At 58.0% G+C, this 16,405-nt stretch carries 13 protein-coding genes and 1 pseudogene; 5 read left to right on the top strand and 9 right to left on the bottom strand.

Features of this window, described 5'->3' with window-relative positions; translation table 11 throughout:
* Window positions 1–1,264 precede the first annotated feature (1,264 nt).
* Window positions 1,265–2,611 (top strand): replication initiation protein, encoded by a 1,347-nt coding sequence (locus tag KQH60_RS10080; protein ID WP_237576321.1) that lies wholly within the window; start codon window positions 1,265–1,267, stop codon window positions 2,609–2,611.
* Window positions 2,612–2,649: 38 nt separating this feature from the next.
* Here the strand turns inward: KQH60_RS10080 and KQH60_RS10075 are convergent, their stop codons facing one another.
* Together KQH60_RS10075 and parA are read right to left on the bottom strand one after the other, a co-directional pair.
* Entirely contained in the window at window positions 2,650–3,753 is a 1,104-nt protein-coding gene (locus tag KQH60_RS10075) for a ParB/RepB/Spo0J family partition protein (RefSeq protein ID WP_237576320.1), read from the bottom strand.
* 23 nt (window positions 3,754–3,776) lie between these two features.
* A complete protein-coding gene (gene parA, locus KQH60_RS10070; RefSeq protein WP_237576319.1) occupies window positions 3,777–4,436 on the bottom strand; it encodes a ParA family partition ATPase in 660 nt (219 codons plus the stop codon).
* A 1,060-nt stretch (window positions 4,437–5,496) separates the two neighbouring features.
* Between parA and arsC the strand changes: the two are divergent.
* The 3 genes and pseudogenes from arsC to KQH60_RS10055 all read left to right on the top strand — a co-directional run bounded on the left by arsC (window position 5,497) and on the right by KQH60_RS10055 (window position 7,120).
* Window positions 5,497–5,852, top strand: a pseudogene (gene arsC / locus KQH60_RS10065) (arsenate reductase (glutaredoxin)).
* 86 nt (window positions 5,853–5,938) lie between these two features.
* Entirely contained in the window at window positions 5,939–6,151 is a 213-nt protein-coding gene (locus tag KQH60_RS10060) for a hypothetical protein (RefSeq protein WP_237576318.1), read from the top strand.
* Window positions 6,152–6,448: 297 nt separating this feature from the next.
* Window positions 6,449–7,120, top strand: coding sequence for an epoxyqueuosine reductase QueH (locus KQH60_RS10055; protein WP_237576317.1), 672 nt, complete (start codon window positions 6,449–6,451; stop codon window positions 7,118–7,120).
* Window positions 7,121–7,193: 73 nt separating this feature from the next.
* Here KQH60_RS10055 and KQH60_RS10050 read toward each other — a convergent pair whose 3' ends face one another.
* The 3 genes from KQH60_RS10050 to KQH60_RS10040 form a co-directional block, all read right to left on the bottom strand.
* Window positions 7,194–8,102, bottom strand: a complete 909-nt coding sequence (locus KQH60_RS10050; protein WP_237576316.1) for a hypothetical protein — start codon at window positions 8,100–8,102, stop codon at window positions 7,194–7,196.
* Between the two features lie 661 nt (window positions 8,103–8,763).
* A complete protein-coding gene (locus KQH60_RS10045; protein WP_237576315.1) occupies window positions 8,764–9,009 on the bottom strand; it encodes a hypothetical protein in 246 nt (81 codons plus the stop codon).
* A 715-nt stretch (window positions 9,010–9,724) separates the two neighbouring features.
* Window positions 9,725–10,858, bottom strand: coding sequence for an AGE family epimerase/isomerase (locus KQH60_RS10040; RefSeq protein WP_237576314.1), 1,134 nt, complete (start codon window positions 10,856–10,858; stop codon window positions 9,725–9,727).
* 207 nt (window positions 10,859–11,065) lie between these two features.
* On the opposite strand from KQH60_RS10040, the gene KQH60_RS10035 reads away from it, so the two are divergent.
* Window positions 11,066–11,860: a 5'-methylthioadenosine/adenosylhomocysteine nucleosidase gene (locus tag KQH60_RS10035; protein ID WP_237576313.1), complete on the top strand. Its 795-nt coding sequence runs from the start codon at window positions 11,066–11,068 to the stop codon at window positions 11,858–11,860.
* Between the two features lie 524 nt (window positions 11,861–12,384).
* On the opposite strand, the gene KQH60_RS10030 is transcribed toward KQH60_RS10035, so the two are convergent.
* The 4 genes from KQH60_RS10030 to KQH60_RS10015 all read right to left on the bottom strand — a co-directional run bounded on the left by KQH60_RS10030 (window position 12,385) and on the right by KQH60_RS10015 (window position 16,384).
* A complete protein-coding gene (locus KQH60_RS10030; RefSeq protein ID WP_237576312.1) occupies window positions 12,385–12,888 on the bottom strand; it encodes a Fur family transcriptional regulator in 504 nt (167 codons plus the stop codon).
* Window positions 12,889–12,898: 10 nt separating this feature from the next.
* The gene (locus tag KQH60_RS10025; RefSeq protein WP_237576311.1) at window positions 12,899–15,169 is read right to left on the bottom strand and encodes a cation-translocating P-type ATPase; all 2,271 of its coding nucleotides are present in this window, start codon (window positions 15,167–15,169) and stop codon (window positions 12,899–12,901) included.
* A 529-nt stretch (window positions 15,170–15,698) separates the two neighbouring features.
* Window positions 15,699–16,112, bottom strand: coding sequence for a putative toxin-antitoxin system toxin component, PIN family (locus tag KQH60_RS10020; protein WP_237576310.1), 414 nt, complete (start codon window positions 16,110–16,112; stop codon window positions 15,699–15,701).
* Window positions 16,112–16,384: a type II toxin-antitoxin system Phd/YefM family antitoxin gene (locus KQH60_RS10015; RefSeq protein ID WP_237576309.1), complete on the bottom strand. Its 273-nt coding sequence runs from the start codon at window positions 16,382–16,384 to the stop codon at window positions 16,112–16,114. The genes KQH60_RS10020 and KQH60_RS10015 overlap by 1 nt, the downstream gene beginning before the upstream one ends.
* Between the last annotated feature and the right edge of the window lie 21 nt (window positions 16,385–16,405).

The raw sequence follows: 16,405 nt of genomic DNA, 5'->3' as shown, positions 1-16,405 counted from the left end.
TCCGGTGAGGAGTGACGGGAAACATCGTGAGCGGATTCGGGAGTGGATCGCGCATCCGTGATGACGATAGGTGAGGATTTTCAGGAGGTTACCCGCGCAGACCCGCAACCAGCAAAGCGTTTGTACAGTGGAGTATTCGTCTCGGGAACATGATGGTGAGACTTTTCGGGAGGTGGTGATTGACGCGTGGAGCCGTCTTCCGTTGCTCAATTATTGTGCATGGTGAAGTTTTTCGGGACCTGAGCGCTTTCCAAGGTGAGCCAATACGGGAGTCGATGCAAGATGGATGGTGTTTGGTGGCAGCAAGGCGTATTGAGCGGGACTTCCAGCCTGAATATTTCGCTCAAGTGAGCGTGGTGGCACCGTCAGGTGAGCGTTTTCGGGACCTGTATTGCAGCTTAGGTAGGACATGCAGTGGCCGCCGCCGGGTGCTAAGGTGAGGTTTTACAGGATCGGCCAGTGTGAGCATACGGGGACATTTTGATCGGTTGGTTATGCAGTATGGGCCGTCCAATTTCGTTAAGTAATTGATTTGCAAAGCATTCTTGGCATTGAATTATCACTATCATGCTATGAAGGTGAGCTTTTTCGGGGCCTTAGGGTAGAAGGAAGGGGCATCCCTGCCGGGTTTGACGCTGCACAATGCCGTACGTAAAGGTGAGGTTTTTCGGGACCCACAGCGTGTGCTCCCGAGGTCGCATGGAGTTTTAACGAATAGGCGCTCCCTTTTTGAGGGCTGTGAAGAGCGTTTTTAGTATGTTATATGGCCGATGGTGGACCGTGGCGGCTTTCCACTCGGCAGCGGTGAGCGTTTTCGGGAGCTACTGCCGCGCAATAAGAGCCCGTTGTTCTGCCCATGCCAAGTCAGCTGGGCGGAGATTGTTGATCAATGGTGAGAGTTTTCAGGAAAGGCCTGTAATTATTCCCTGCTTATCTACGATCGTAATAAAAATTGCTTTAAGGACAAGGACATGCAGCCTATCTTAGTCGGTGTATGAATTTCGCGACAGCTCGAAGGTGAGGCTTTTCAGGATTCAATTTTAGGGTCCGTAGAGGCGGCTGCGGTTGTGCATGTCCCTGCAGCCCCAGTGACAAGGGGCATCACCGTATTAGCCTGGTTTTTCAAAGGTGAGGACTTTCGGGAGTATATCGCGGTGAGGTGCGTACTTTCGCGACGTCTCACCCTTTAGGGGTGAGACGATGGATGTAGACGGCGCTCACCATAGCGGGTATTCTTCAAGCAACCACTGTCCGGACCTGACACATGGCCACCCGCGTTGCAAAGAAGAAGACCGATGTCGTCAGCCCAAACTCGTCGGAGTTGCGCAAGGCCGTCGAAGCCATCGCGATTCAGCCCAAGAACGGTAAGATTACCTTGCTGACTCGCAAGCTGTTCAATGTGCTGTTGGCTGTCGCGCAGCAGGCCGATGAGTCGGGCGACACCTATCGGGCGTTGCTTTCGGATATCGTCGCGAATTCCGCATTCGACTCTAATGACACGGCGCTGGTCAAAGAGCATTTGCGTCGGATGGTATCGGTGCAGGTTGAATGGAGCACCGGAACATCGAGCCAGAAGCCGGGGCGCAAGTGGGGTATCTCGACGTTGATCGCGGATGCCGAAATTCTCGAGGATGCGACCACCCGGCGTGTATGGGTTGAGTTCTCGTTCGCCCCGAAGATCAAGAAGAAGCTTCTCGACCCGGTCCAGTATGCCCGCCTGAGCTTGCAATTCCAAAGCCAACTGCGTAGTAGTGCTGGGCTGGCACTGTATGAGATTTGCGTACGCTACTTGACCAATCCGAGTCATCTTACGATGCGTGAGCCGTGGCAGTGGTGGCGTCCCATCCTGTCCGGAACACCTGATTCAGAGGCCGGCGATGAAGCTAAGCGTGAATATAAGTATTTCAAGCGCGATTATCTTCGTCCGGCTATCGCGGAAGTGAATGCGGTAACCAATATCAATGTCGAATTGATCGAGCATCGTGAAGGGCGGCGTGTATCGGAAATCCAGTTCCGGGTAGCGGAGCGCAAGCAGCCGATGCTGGCGCTTGATGAACATCCAAACGTGTTCGACAGCACGTTGGTCGATCGCATGGTCAAGCTCGGTATTCCGTTGAAAGAGGCGCAGACGCTGTACGCCGACAGTGAAGAGAACCGCATTCGCGCCGCTTTACAGATGACCGAGCAACGGATGCGTAGCACGACGCTGCCTGCGGTGCGCAGTGCCGCGGCACTCTTCAAGGACGCATTGAAGAAGGGGTACGCGCCGCCAGTCGAGGAAGTCCCAACGTTGCAAGTCAAGAAGGTGGCTGGAGAGGAGGATCCAAAGGCCCGGTTATTGGCAGAATACGCTGCGTATCGTCGCAAACAGGCGCGCGAGCTTTATGACGAGCAGGATGACGCGGGGCGGGATTTCGCCCGGAAATCGTTCGAGGAAGAAGCGTTGCCGGGTCTGGGCGCTCACCTGCGGGACGAATGGCGTAAGCGTGGCATCACGTCGAAGATCGCCGAGACGGCCTTTTTTGATTGGCTGGCGCTGAAAACGTGGGGCGAGCCGACGGATGGTGATCTACTTGCGTTCACGTTGAACCACGCACGCGCCGCGGCATGATCGCCTTAGAGGACGCTGCCGGTGGCGCGTGCGGGGTGTTACACGTCGGTTGAGTTGACGCCGCGGCCGTCGGTATCAGAGGTTTTCGGCATCAATAGCGCTTCGATCTGCGCCAACAATTCGTCACGCTTTTCTCGAGTCAGTCCCTTCAGCTTCAGCTCAAGGCGGTCGTCACCATACGACTTTAGGTCACCGAGTGTCGCTCCCTCGACTTTGATCTCCAGCCGTTGCGCGTAGCGCTGTCGGCGTAGCGGCTTGGGCGCGTCGCTAGACACTGCCCTACCCTTGACGATATCGGCGACTTGCCGGGTGCTGAGGTCTTCGGCGATGATCTTGTTGATCAGTCGAAGCGTGGCATCGGTACCCTTTGCGGAATGATACCGAGCAACTTGGTACGCCATGTTAGAGCCAAATCGATCCGGCCTCGCCACCATTTCCTGCATGACGGCTTCCGGGAGTTTCGCAATGCCTAAGGCGACGGCAACTGTCGACTCATCGATGCCAAGATGCTCGGCAAGTTCGCGTTGACTTTGGAAGTGCTGCTCATCGAGAAAGCGCCGCCATACGATTGCGTTGTCGAAGACTGTTTGCGAGTCCCGCTGAACGTTCAAATCATAGCCGAGCTTATAGCTCTCAATGCCAATGGGCAAGTCTACGACGATTGCTCTTACACTTTCCTTGTTGGCCTCTCTCAATGCCCGCACGCGGCGGCCGCCGTCACTGACGAAGAATGCACCGGGGTTTTGATGATCCGGAATGACGTGAATAGCCTGCTGCTGACCTTGCTTGGCAAGGTTCACGGCAAGTTCGGCAATCGACGACTTCAGGTAGAAATGGCGCGGATTGAAGGGACTGGGTTTGATCGCTTTCAGTGGTAGCTCAATGACCTGTCCCGGCGTGTATCCACTTGCGGTACGCCATGCGCGGTACGCCGCCGATTCGTTAGTGTCCGGGGTCATGGTCTCGGACGGGTTAGGCGCCCCGTCCTTTTTCGCAATTGCGACCGGTTCGGACGTATTGGGGCTACCGGGTTGCTTGACCCATGTGTCGATCGCGTTGAGGCGTTCTAGTGCCGTTCGTTTTTCGCTGGTCGTCGTATCCGGCCGTGCCTGGAAGCCTCGGGCGAGTTGAGAGGATTTCATACGGCTCCTTTATGCGCATAAAGTCACTGCAACAGCGCCGCGATTTCATCGGCGCAGGCTCGGATTTCGGCGCTTGCCAGCTTGGCGCCACGGTCTGACATTTGCAGGACGGTTTGTCCCAACGCCATCGCCTGCTTGTAGCACTCGCGGGTAGGGATCTGAGTTTTTAAAAGTGGAAAGCCGAGTTCCTCGAGCGCGCGCTTCAACTCGCGTGTCAGCATCCGTTTTTCTTCGGTCTTGTTGAGGAGAAAGACGGCTTTCAAATCTTCGTTCATTGTCTGCGCTTGCTGGATCAGCTTGACCAGACCAACGCTCGACCAATAGTCGGCCGGCGACGACGACGTTGGCACAATCGCGATACTGGCCGCCAGCAGTACGACGCCAGAGACCTTCTCTGTAATCGATGGCGGGCAATCCACAATGATGAGATCGTAATCATTGACGAATTTCTTGATTTCTCTATGAATCTGGCCCCCTGCCTCCGCTAAGTTCACAATCGGGAACGGAATGCCCGATTCTTCACTCGCGGCGCTGGACCAGTGGACCAACGTATTTTGTCCGTCCGCGTCGACGACCAAAACTTTCTTTTCTCTTTCGTGGAACGCTGCACCAAGATGCATTGCGATCGTGCTCTTGCCCACGCCCCCCTTCTGCTGAGTAACCGCAATGATTTCAGCTGCCACTCGTTACTCCCTTAGATAAACTTTAAGGAGTATATCGGAAGTTGTGATTGAAAATCCATAATCCATTCGGCTGATGTCGTTCGGCCACGACTTTATGCGCATAAATTAGGACGAGGCCACGAGGCCACGAGGCCACGAGGCCACGAGGACGCACGAGCAACTGCGTGTTCTGCTTCTGTGGTGGTCTATACAGGGTACGGCGCTGACTTAGCCCACCTGGCGGCATGGCGTGAGTAACAGCGACATCCGTGACGGCTTGTCTAAGTGTTTTGTAAACGGTGTCCCTTGGGACTTACCGATCGTTGCGCTATACCAGATGCCGACGAGCCGGAGTCGCCTTGTCTACCCAATCGATCCAGGCAACCACCCATAGCTTGTCGTTGACAGTAAATGCTGTGCGCACCTGGATATATCTGAGCCGATGATTAATGATTTCCTCTTTGCTGCGACGAAGACTCCGTGAGCCTTGATCGGACGTTATTTCCAATATGCAGGAGAATCGTGCGAAGGGGACCCTATCACAGGTCGGGTCAGTGATTTTTGCATCGATCGTAAGCACGATGCAGTGAACCTTAGACGTGTGTTGGTCCCCAGCGAAGCGAAGTCAATGTTTTGGCGAGGCGTTTTGCGTGTCAGGTACTCGAGCTTGATGCTGAAAGCCAGCACCGGTCGCGAAGGCAGGCAGACGAAACGGGTGAATGGCTGCTACAGTACATACCGTGCCGACTTTATGCGCATAAAGCTTCGTCTCTTCCGTTGGTTTGCTGCCCATAGGGATCGGTCATTCGTCGTTGCCGCTGTTAACCAGCGAGTTGATGCAGTACTGCTTTACTACGGAGTGGCTACCTCTCACGTATTACCAATCGGCCCTCATATCACAGGCCTCAGCGATCGTTTTCATTCGATTGATATCGAAATAGTTTATTTTTTATAAAATTTTATGTGCTGCTGAGGCCGTGGATGAGCGTTGGCAATGGCGCGATGCGTTACGCGTGCCTGCACGTTACTCACAGTGCACAATGATGCCCTTTATTTTTTTCGTGTCGCGACTGAGGTATCCATGATTACGATTTACCATAATCCCCGTTGTTCGAAATCACGCGCCGCCTATGCCTTGCTGGTTGACGAGTTGGCGGGACGCGAAGAGGTCCGGACGGTTGAATATTTGAAAACACCCCCTACACTCGACGATTTGAAACAGCTGCATGCATTGTTGGGTGTGTCGGTGCGCGAAATGATCCGGGAGAACGAGCCGGCCTTCACCGAACTGGGGTTGGACGATGCTCGCTATCTGAGGACGCGCTTCTCAAGGCGGTTTCCGACCATCCCGCATTGTTGCAACGCCCGATCGTTGTTCGCGATTCCCGGGCTGTGATTGGACGGCCGCCCGGGCAGATTGCCACACTGTTCGATTAAGCGGTGCCAGCTTTGACGAGGTATTGTCAACGCGCTTGCACGAATACACTGGGTACCAGTATAAGAATCCAATAAAATTATTTGGATTGTTCGACATTGAGGTCGAGATGTTGACGCCCAATGCGTTACCGGAAAAGTTTCCGGGCGATCGTGATAGAAGTTCAGCCGGTATAAGCGTGAAGGAACAGCGCCTGCTGGAGTACCCTGGTTGCCATAGGTGGGCGCGCCGGGACGTGCAGACGCTATTGAATGAGTCGATCGTGTCGCATAACTCGGCGGTGCCGCGTACGCGCATCTAACGGTAAACGGGTGAAAGGAGCTTGAGCAACGCAGCTGGAGGCGCCTAACCAAGTGAGACGATTACGAGAACAAGCTACGGAAAAGATAGGGTGGCCTGGGTCCATGAGCAGGCCGCGCCGCTGATCTGTGCCGCCTGCTCGAGCCCCGGCGCCATGCGCCAATTCTCAAACACATGCCGGCTGCAGGTATTGCGGTACAGTATGACAAGCTGAAACTTATGCTGGAGACTGCGAGGCGAATAGTGCCTCAAGGCCCGCTCAATGCGGTAGCGTTACAAAACAGCAAGTGGTTATGCCATGATATCGAATAGTGAAAGAAAGCCGCTTCCCCTTCCCGGTGGTCATCACGAGGTTTTGCTGCATTCATGCTGTGCGCCTTGTTCCGCGGAAGTCATGGAAGCAATGGTCGCCTCAGGCATCAATTTCACGATTTTCTTCTATAACCCCAATATTCACCCTCGCAAGGAGTACGACCTTCGCAAGGATGAAAATATTCGGTTTGCCCAGAAGTTGGGCATCCCGTTCGTGGATGCCGATTATGACCGCGACAACTGGTTTGCCCGGGCAAAGGGATTGGAGAACGAACCCGAGCGCGGCATTCGTTGCACGATGTGTTTCGATATGCGTTTTGAACGTACCGCACTCTATGCCCATGAGCATGGCTTTCGCGTCATTACCAGTTCCCTGGGCATTTCGCGCTGGAAAAATATGGAGCAGATCAACGACTGCGGGCGCCGTGCTGCGTCACATTATCCCAATTTGATGTACTGGGAATACAACTGGCGAAAAGCGGGCGGATCGGCACGAATGATAGAGATCAGCAAACGCGAAAAGTTTTACCAGCAGGAATACTGCGGCTGCGCCTACTCGCTACGCGATACGAACCGTCATCGGATAGCGACCAACCGCAAGCCCATACAGATTGGCATCATGCACTACGGCACGAGCGATCCCGACCCGAAACAGTAATGTCATTCGCCGACGACAAATTTCAGCTGCAGGCCGCCGAAACATGACCCTGGATGGCGTGCCGGTTCCCGTATCAGGACAGTAGTTTACGCAACGCCTGCTTCAACTCGTCGCTTCCTTGGGCCTTGAGGATCTCCCTTTTTACACGGATTTTATAAATAGGCGGTATATCATCGGCATTGTCGAATGCCTTCAATAATCTCTCAGAGTGAGCCTGATAGTCCGGATTTGCAATGATTTGCGCCAAACCCACCGGCTGCGGCTGACCTCTTTCCCAAGTGGCAAACTGCTTAAATGCCGTAATAGCATTATAATTAAATGAATGTTGTTTAATAACATTAATTGCCAGCTTATCGTCTGTGTGTAACTGCGCATCTAGGTGTCGTTTGTACGTAATTTTTTCTTTTGATTGAAGACGCTTTATTGCGCCAGCGATTTGGTTTTTATAACGACCGCTGACACTTGAATTGAAAAGTTCAGTGATTAAATGTACCATATCTGGCTTTGCATTTTTCACAATGCAATCAAGTTTGTCCGTTTGGCTATATGTGTCGGTAAACCACCGTGCCAATGATCTTAAGGCGGCTTTATCAGGATTCCACAAATGCGGAGCCTGTTGAAGCACTTCTTCATCGGTTCGCGTCGAAGATTGCGTAGCCAACCAGACCGCAACCAATTCGCGTTTGACCTGCGTGTCTATCTCTGCGGGCACAGGGCCTTTAACCCCCGGCAACTCGATGCCGTTCAACGCTTGCTCGAACTCCCATGCCCGCAACTTTTGTAGCCACCCGACTGAGGTGCTGGTAAACGAAGTGTCAAATTGGGTGCGGCCCCCGCCTACCGGGTTGGCTTGATAGCAAGTGAGTAATTGCCGTTGGTTGTCATTTGACAGCTGACCGGCTTCAAGCCGTGTTATCACATTGGTCAGGCTTTGCTCAGGCTGTTCCATCAGCCATTTCGATAGCCTGTTCAGGTTACGCACGTAATGCTCTATAGTACTTTTTTTCAAAGACTTATTCCCACTCCGCGAGTCGCAATAGGCGGCCAAGCGCGCAAACAGATTTTCGAGAAGCGCGGCGTCTTGGGGATTGGAACGAAACCGGTAACTCCGGGCGCGGGTGGCGTTGTCCAGGCCGGCCGGCGCGGTTTGGGCCGTCGCGCCTGGCTGCAAGCCGTCGGATGGCAAGCCAGCCTGCTGTGCCGACGTTGACGCCGTAGGCAACGTAGGGCGGTGGGGGGGCGATCCAACTTGGACCGTCTGTTGCCACGTCATGCCATACGCGTGGGGGCTCTCCGGCAGCGTATGCGGTCCACGCCGATCGCTGGAGGACCAACTTAAGATTGGTAGCGCATCCTTGCTCATCGAACGCGGAGCGGATCGCTGGGCGGGTGGCGGTGTCGGCACTTTGGCCCTATTATCCATTCCAGTTCGAGGCAAACTTGGATCCGATGCGTGGGGAGCGAACAAGTAACGAGTATCCATTATCGGTTTGTCAGCCGCACGGCGGCTGCCTGCTGTGGAAAGAAAGGTGAGGCTAATGTTGCGGCACGCGCCGCGCGGCGCTAAGAAGCAGCCGAAGCCAGGACATGCTATACGAGCCAGTCTGTCGGCAAACGATAAGGTGGGGCATGCTCCCGAGTGGTTAACCCGCGCGCTTTCCTTCTACCGGTCCCGTTTCGGTTCGGCGCTGCCTTCCCGCATATTTCACGGAATTCGCCTGGTCATTCCATGCTGTCAACAGCAACTCGGAAGTGGCTTTTCCTCCGTCAGCACCGATCAACACGCCTGCACGAAATAGCTGAAAGCCGGCGAGGCCATACATTTGGCGCTTAAGGAACTTGAGCCGATTGACATGACCCTCGACGAGGTCGTTGCTGTAGCGCGTCATCAGTTCACTGTGTCGTACGCGACGATGAACAGCAAGCTCGCGCTGTAGACGAAACGCTTCGAAACGCCTCGCTTATCGCGGTGTCGCTGTCTTGCCTATGCGAGTTCGTTTGGGTGTTGCACAGGCTCTACGGCTTTAATCACACCGATATCATCGCTGTAATTTGCGTGTTGGCCGCGACACAGATGGTCGTCATAAACTGGCCTGCCGTTGAGATAAAAAGGCGCTGCTTTTATTAAACCAGCACGGACATGCGATGTAACTGCCATAGACCGGCCGTTTGCTCACACCGGTGCTTCGTTTTGAAAGGCTGACAGTGAACTTGGGCTGAATATTAAAACTGCTGGCGCATAGGCCGTGCGGCGGACGTGGGGGTGCTTTCCGCGCAGCACGAGACGATCTGGACAAAAACAGCCATAAGTACAGCATGGACGAGATCGCTCAGATGGGAGAGACGGCCGGTTTTGCTCGCGTGGGTGGGTTGGACGGACGACATGTAGCCGTTTGCCGAGACTTTGTTCGTGGCGCAATAATAGTCATCGCGGCGGCGAGACAGCGTCATCGAGTGATGCGTCGACAAGCTTGCTAGGGGCCTCGCCCGGCATCTTCGCAATGTCGTCGCTTCGAGGAGGCGATAGACTGATTGACAAGGTGCCCATACGAGCACACCATCGCTGGAATCCCCGCCTGTAAAAGGATAGCGAATGGACTGGCGTCACGACCCCGTGCGCAAGCGGGCAACCGCGTGGTACATGGTCGCCATGTGGTAGGGCGTCGTCGAGGGCATGTCCGCGCGCACCACGGCGCCGTCCTGCGCAATCGATTCTACCCAGCCGTAGTCGCGCAGGAAACGCTGCTTGAAACGGCCGAGTTGAGCTTTCAGGGGCACGTGCGCATCTTGCGCCTCGCTGGTGCCGCGCAGCGCTTGCGATGTGGCCAGCGCGCGGGCGAATTCGGTTTGCGCCCACAACCGCTCGTTGGGCTCGGTCACATGGCCATGCTCGTCCAACGCAGCGCACACTCCGCCGGTGACGGGCGACACGCCGTGCCGGAGCGAGAACGCATAGGCCAAGCCGAGCCAAGCGGGCAGGTCGCTGCGTCCAAAGACATCCGGCGCGCTCGACGCGAGATAGAACCATTCGAACTGGTGTCCGGGTTCGATGCGCAAGGCGTCGCAGCCGATCGGCAGTTCCGCGATGCAGCCGGTCGGGCGATGTACGAATGTCGCAATCATTTGTTCCGCGATACGCTGCAGCGCATCCGAAAACCACGCGTCGCGCTGCACATCGCGGGCGGACAGGTAGGCTTCGGCCAAGTGCATGATCGGGTTCTGCTGTGGACCGTTGACGACCGTCCGAAAGTCGGCGGATAGCACCGCGTTGTACAGGCCGGCGTCGGTCGCGAAGCGCGTCTCAATCACGTGCCGTGTCGCTTCGAGCAGATCCAGTGCATCCCGGTTGCCCCGGTGCCGGAAATATTCCGCGCAACCGAACACGATGAATGCATGCGTGTACAGATCCTTTTGCGTCTCTTGCGGCGCGCCTTGTGCATCGATGCTGTAGTGCCAGCCGCCATGTGTCGCATCCACGAACCGGCTGCGCAGCGATTCGAACAGGCGGTCTGCGTGATCGTGCCAGCCAGCTGCGCTGAACAAGTAGAGTTGGCGCGCACATGCCATGGCCCGGTAGCGCGTGGGCGGCAACGCAGGCTGTCCCGGCGGTGCGATCACGTCATAGGGCAGGCCTAATGCGTCATTGAAGCCCCGGGTGGCCCACAATGGCAAAATTACGCTGGCCAGGTGCTGTTGCAACTCGTCGATGGTTGCGCTGGCGTAGTTGGGCTGGTTCATGCAATAGGCTTCTTTCCGGGAGCGGCTGGGATGCGAGTGTACCGCAACTGCCGCTCCTTCCCGCTGTCGGCGTGGCGATGTAGCGCGCACCTGTCGCGCCCGGCCGGCAGCCTGCTATGCTAGTGGGCCCGGCATCGCCAGAGCCTGACCTGACCCACGGGCGGCCGTGCCCGGCTTGGCCGGTGCACGCAACATTCCTTCCGACCTATGCATACAGTACAAGAACCGAATATTCGTCCGCTCGGCATCATGGCCGCGTTACCGGAGGAAATCGCTCCCCTGATCGATGAAATGCGTGCCGCACCGGACTGGCGCACGGTGACGCTGGGCCGCCGCGAATACGCGCTCGGCACGCTGCGCGGCATGCCGTGCGTGGTGACGCTGGCTCGCGTGGGCAAGGTGGCTGCGGCGACCACCGCGACCGCGCTAATCCACGAATTCGGTGCTGACGCCATTATTTTCACCGGTGTCGCGGGCGGTGTCGCGCGGCAGGTGCGGGTAGGTGACATCGTCATCGCGGATGCGCTGATGCAGCATGACCTGGACGCATCGCCGCTGTTTCCGCGATTCGAAGTGCCGTTGCTCGGCGTGTCCCGCTTCGGCACTGACGACAGCCTGTCGGATGCGCTCGCAGTGGCTGCGGCATCGTTTGTGCGCTCGCAGGCCATGGAGCTCATTGAGCGCTACCGTGGCGTGATCGACGACGTGCCGCGCGTGCACCGGGGGCTTGTAGTCAGTGGCGATCGGTTCATTGCTGACCATGTCGCACGCGAAGCCGTGTTAGCGGCCGCGCCGGACGCATTGGCGGTCGAAATGGAAGGGGCTGCGCTGGCGCAGGTCTGTTACGAGTACGATGTGCGCTGCGCGGTGGTTCGCACGATCTCGGATGTCGCTGACGCACACGCTGCGGTGTCGTTCTCGACGTTCCTCGCCGAGGTGGCGAGCACGTATTCGGCCGGCGTGTTGCAGCGTTTTTTTGCGCAGCACCGGGTGCACTCATAGCGGTCGCGACGCGCATCCGTGCCGGGCGAGGTGGCGGTCTTGGGATGGCGCCGGCCAACTGGGCTTGGGACCGCGATGTAAGCGTGCCGCTCGGTGTCGGTGCGGTAACGTACGGGAGGTATGCTTTGCAATGGCGCTTGATAGGATCTTACGGCTAAGACCGATGGCATCGTATCGCAAGTCTCGCCAGCCGGCGTAAGCAGGGCGAGACGTTGGTCATGCTTCGCTTCTCAGGTACACCGCTGCTTAGCTCGATGACCCGTCCTAGCGTCTCAGGTGAATATCTCTGCTTTAAACTGTGGCCAATCGATTCGCTGTTTGGTATCCCGACAAACGCACTGCGTGGCCACACGAGTTGACAAGGTCGCGTGACCTAACGCTCCGCACCCTCCCGATGCCCAACTACGCGGAACGCACGCGTGGCCCGGCGCGCCATCTGCGAGTCACTGCTGAACTGTGGAATGTTCTATCATGCAACGACCGGCCGGTTAGCGGCCCAATCCTTGCCCCAAAGCCGCTTTACGTTACACAGCGCTTGTCACGCACTCCGCGCACAAGCCCTTGAGTTCAAGTTCGCCTCGCACGAGCGTGAAGCCGGTGGATTCAATCTTGTTCACCAACGCGTGATGAACGCCCGGCGCATCGATTTCCGCGACTGCGCCGCAGGACTGGCAGACAATCAAGATGCCGTGCCGGCAGTGCGTCAGGTCATGGCATACCGTGAACGCGTTGATCGACTCGATTCGATGCACCAATCCCACGGACTGTAGGAAATCGAGCGCGCGATAAACGGTCGGCGGCGCGGAGCCCGGGTGAATCTTGCGCATTTCGTCGAGCAGCGTGTAGGCCTTGGTCGCGCGGCCGGATTGCAGCAGCAACGACAGGACTTTCTGGCGCAGCGGCGTCAGCGATTCGCCGCGCTCCTGACAGTACGCGTGCGCGAGCTGCAACGCCTGCGTGACATCGGCCACCGGCGGACCGGCCTGCGCTGTGAGTGCAGTGGGCGTGTGGGATGGAGTGTTGGGCATGCCAATGATTTTACATGGGCCGGTGCGCCCGTGCGGCGCTGCCGCGCCAGCGCCGCAGCAGTAATGCGTTGCCCACGACGCTGACGCTGGACAAGGCCATCGCCGCGCCAGCGATCATCGGATTGAGCCACCCGAGCGCGGCTAATGGCACGCCGACGACGTTGTAGACGAAAGCCCAGAACAGGTTTTGCCAGATCTTGCGATATGTGCGCCGCGACAGGTCCAGTGCGTCGGCCACCAGGGCGGGATCGTCACGCATCAGCGTGATGCCGGCGGCGTGCATCGCGACGTCCGTGCCGCTGCCGATCGCGATGCCCAAGTCGGCGGCGGCCAGTGCCGGCGCATCGTTGACACCGTCGCCGACCATCGCCACCACGTTGCCTTGCTCGCGCAACCGCGCGATCATCGCGGCCTTGTCCTGCGGCGACATAGCGGCATGCACTTCGGCAATGCCGACCGCCGAGGCGACCGCCGCTGCGCTACCAGCGTTGTCTCCTGTCATCAGCAGCGTGCGCATACCCGCCGCTGTAAGCAGGGCGAGTGCCGCCCGGGCCGAGGGCCTGACCGTGTCGCCGAACGCGATCAGTGCCAGCGGGGCAGGCGAAGGCGCGACGCGCACCAGCCACGATACGGTGTTGCCGGCCCGCTGCAGCGCGTCCGAACGCGCTTGCAGCGCCGCGTCAGGCGCGATGCGAAGCTCACGCAGCCATCGCGTGCTGCCGATGCCGAAGAGCCCTGCGCCGATCGTCGCCTGGATGCCGCGACCTGCGATGGCGCGGGTGTCACGCGCCTCGGCGGCCGCCACCTGCCGCTGCCGCGCCAGGGCAACGATCGCGCGCGCCAGCGGGTGCTCGCTGTGCTGCTGTACACCGGCGGCAATCGATAGCGCGTTCTCGTCTGTGCCCTCCAATGCATCGAAGGCCACGACGACGGGCTTGCCGTCGGTCAACGTGCCGGTCTTGTCGAGCGCGATGACGTTAACCCGATGAGCCAACTCCAGCGCCTCGGCATCCTTGATCAGCATGCCATGTCGTGCCGCGACGCCGGTGCCGGCAAGGATGGCGGTTGGCGTCGCAAGCCCGAGCGAACAGGGGCAGGCGATCACCAATACGGCGACGGCGTTCAGGATCGCGTGCTGGACCGGTGCGCCGGCGAGCAACCAGCCGCACAGCGTGACCAGTGCAATCGCGATGATGGCCGGCACGAACACGGCGCTGACCCGATCCACCAGTCGCTGGATTGGCGCCTTCGCGGCCTGCGCGGTCTGGACCAGTTGGATGATCTGCGCCAGCATCGTTTGCGCGCCGATCTCTGTCGCCTCAATCACGACCGCGCCTTCGCCGTTCAGCGAGCCGGCGTGCACTGTGTCGCCTTCGTCTTTCGCCACGGGAAGGCTCTCGCCGCTCAGCATGGCTTCATTCGCGTGCGTGTGGCCGCCGATGATGCGGCCATCGACCGGGAATCGCTCGCCGGGACGCACGATCACTTGCATGCCGACGCGCACGTCGGACAGTGGCAGCTCGCGTTCGGCGCCGTCGATGCGCACGCGGGCCGTATCGGGCCGCAGCGCGTTCAGCGCGCGGATTGCGGCGGTGGTCTGTCGCTTCGCGCGGGCTTCGAGCCATTTGCCAAACAGCACCAGCGTGATGACGACGGCGGATGCCTCAAAATAGAGAGGGGCGCCACCATGGGGGTGGGTCGCCCATTGGTAGAGGGACAATCCATAAGCGGCCGATGTGCCCAGCGCGACAAGCAGGTCCATGTTACCGGACCATGCTCGCACGGCCTTATAGCCGGATACGTAGAAGCGCGCGCCGAGCACGAACTGGATCACGGTCGCCAGCACGGCTTGCAGCAGGATCGGCACGCTCGACGTCCCGTGGTTGCTTACTGCCTGCCTATCCGCGATCGGCTCGCCGGGCGGGAGCGATGGCGCGCTGCCCGCCAGCATGTCGATCATAGGTACCAGTAAGGGCAGTGTCAGCAAGGCGGAGACGATCACCGCCGTCAGCGGCTGCGTTGCGTTTCCCTGCGACGCCGAAGCGGGCGTCTCGGGCGTTGGGTGCGCGTCATAGCCAGCCTTCTTGACGGCGGCAACGAGTGTGGGAACCGCCACATCGGGCCAAGCGGTGACCGATGCCCGCTCTGTGGCCAAATTGACGGCCACATGGGACACCCCCGGCACCTTGCCAAGTGCGCGCTCGATTCGCATCACGCAGGAGGCGCATGTCATGCCTTCGATATCCAGCAATGTCGTGTAGGTCGGGGAGGCTTTCATCATGTCGGGCACGATACAGGATGAATGCAGTATTAGCCTTCCCATGATGGGAGGGTCAAGGTCCCACGGCGACATGACGACGTACTACGACACGGTAGCCCACTTGCCGAATGCTAGTGGGCCCATGATGTCTGAGTTTGGTCTAGAACTTTGCTGCCGTGCGGTCGCCGAGGCCGCCAAATTGTCGAGATTCAGTGCGATGCGCTAACGATCGAATATACAATCGAGCGTTTTCTTGAGCGTCGTGCATTACACACCGACAAGCAAGTGGCGTCGCAGGCAACGCTCTCCACTTAAGCCGGGCTTATCGCAGCCCCCCGAAGGCACCGCGCGAGTGTGCCGGATCAATACACAAGCTGAAAAACTACGGCCCTGACATATCAACGCTGGCGCGGCTGAGCGAGCGAGGCGAAATCTGCCCATTTCAATACGGATACCTTTTTTACGAAGGGTACAGTGCCCCTTTCACTGTCGGCATAAAAATTAGCTACAGGTCGTGCATTCTAGAACTTGCATCACCAGCCAATTTCAACTAGATCCCATGGCGCGTCCAGAAATCCGCCGGCGTGACGATGGGATATCGATCTGCCAGCGCCAACAAATCCTTGTCTCCTGTAATGAGATACTGCGCTTTCGCTGCCAGCAGCGTAAGTAATACGGGTTGATCAGTGGAATCGCGCAAACTTGTGTCCTGCGCGCCTTCTGGCTCGACTACATCGGCCAATAACATAAAACTATCGGCTAGATCGCGAATTTGCGCCGGTGCCATGCCTATTCTAGGCAACCGCGGTAGAACTCGGACCATTTCGTCTAAGATGTAGTGCGACAGTGCCACCTCCAACCCGCCTTGGCGCCAAGCCGCAACGACGCGCCCAGGCACGCTGCTCGGGTAAGCCAAGCCCGATACCAACACGTTGGTATCAAGCACGACACGTAAGCCAGCCATCAGCACCGCTTCCGCTCAGCCGCCACCGCGGCATCGATCTCCGCCTCCCCTTCCTTAACCGGCACGCCGGCATAGGCTTCGGCGATTCGGTTGCTGAGCGCATCGAAGCGGTCCTGCATACGCCGGATGCGGGCGAATAATTCGGCGTCGACGAGCGCCGCGACCGGCTTGCCGTCCTTATTGATAACGATACTGTCGTTGCGATACTGTACCTGATTAAGCATTTCGCCCAGGTTTTGTCGGAAGTTCACGGCATTGACTTCGGTAATCATCGCACCCTCCATTGTCATATT

Source organism: Mycetohabitans sp. B8 (assembly GCF_021991875.1).
Classification (GTDB): domain Bacteria; phylum Pseudomonadota; class Gammaproteobacteria; order Burkholderiales; family Burkholderiaceae; genus Mycetohabitans.
Note: the sequence above shows the minus strand (reverse complement) of the source record. Positions and strands in the feature narration are given on the sequence as shown.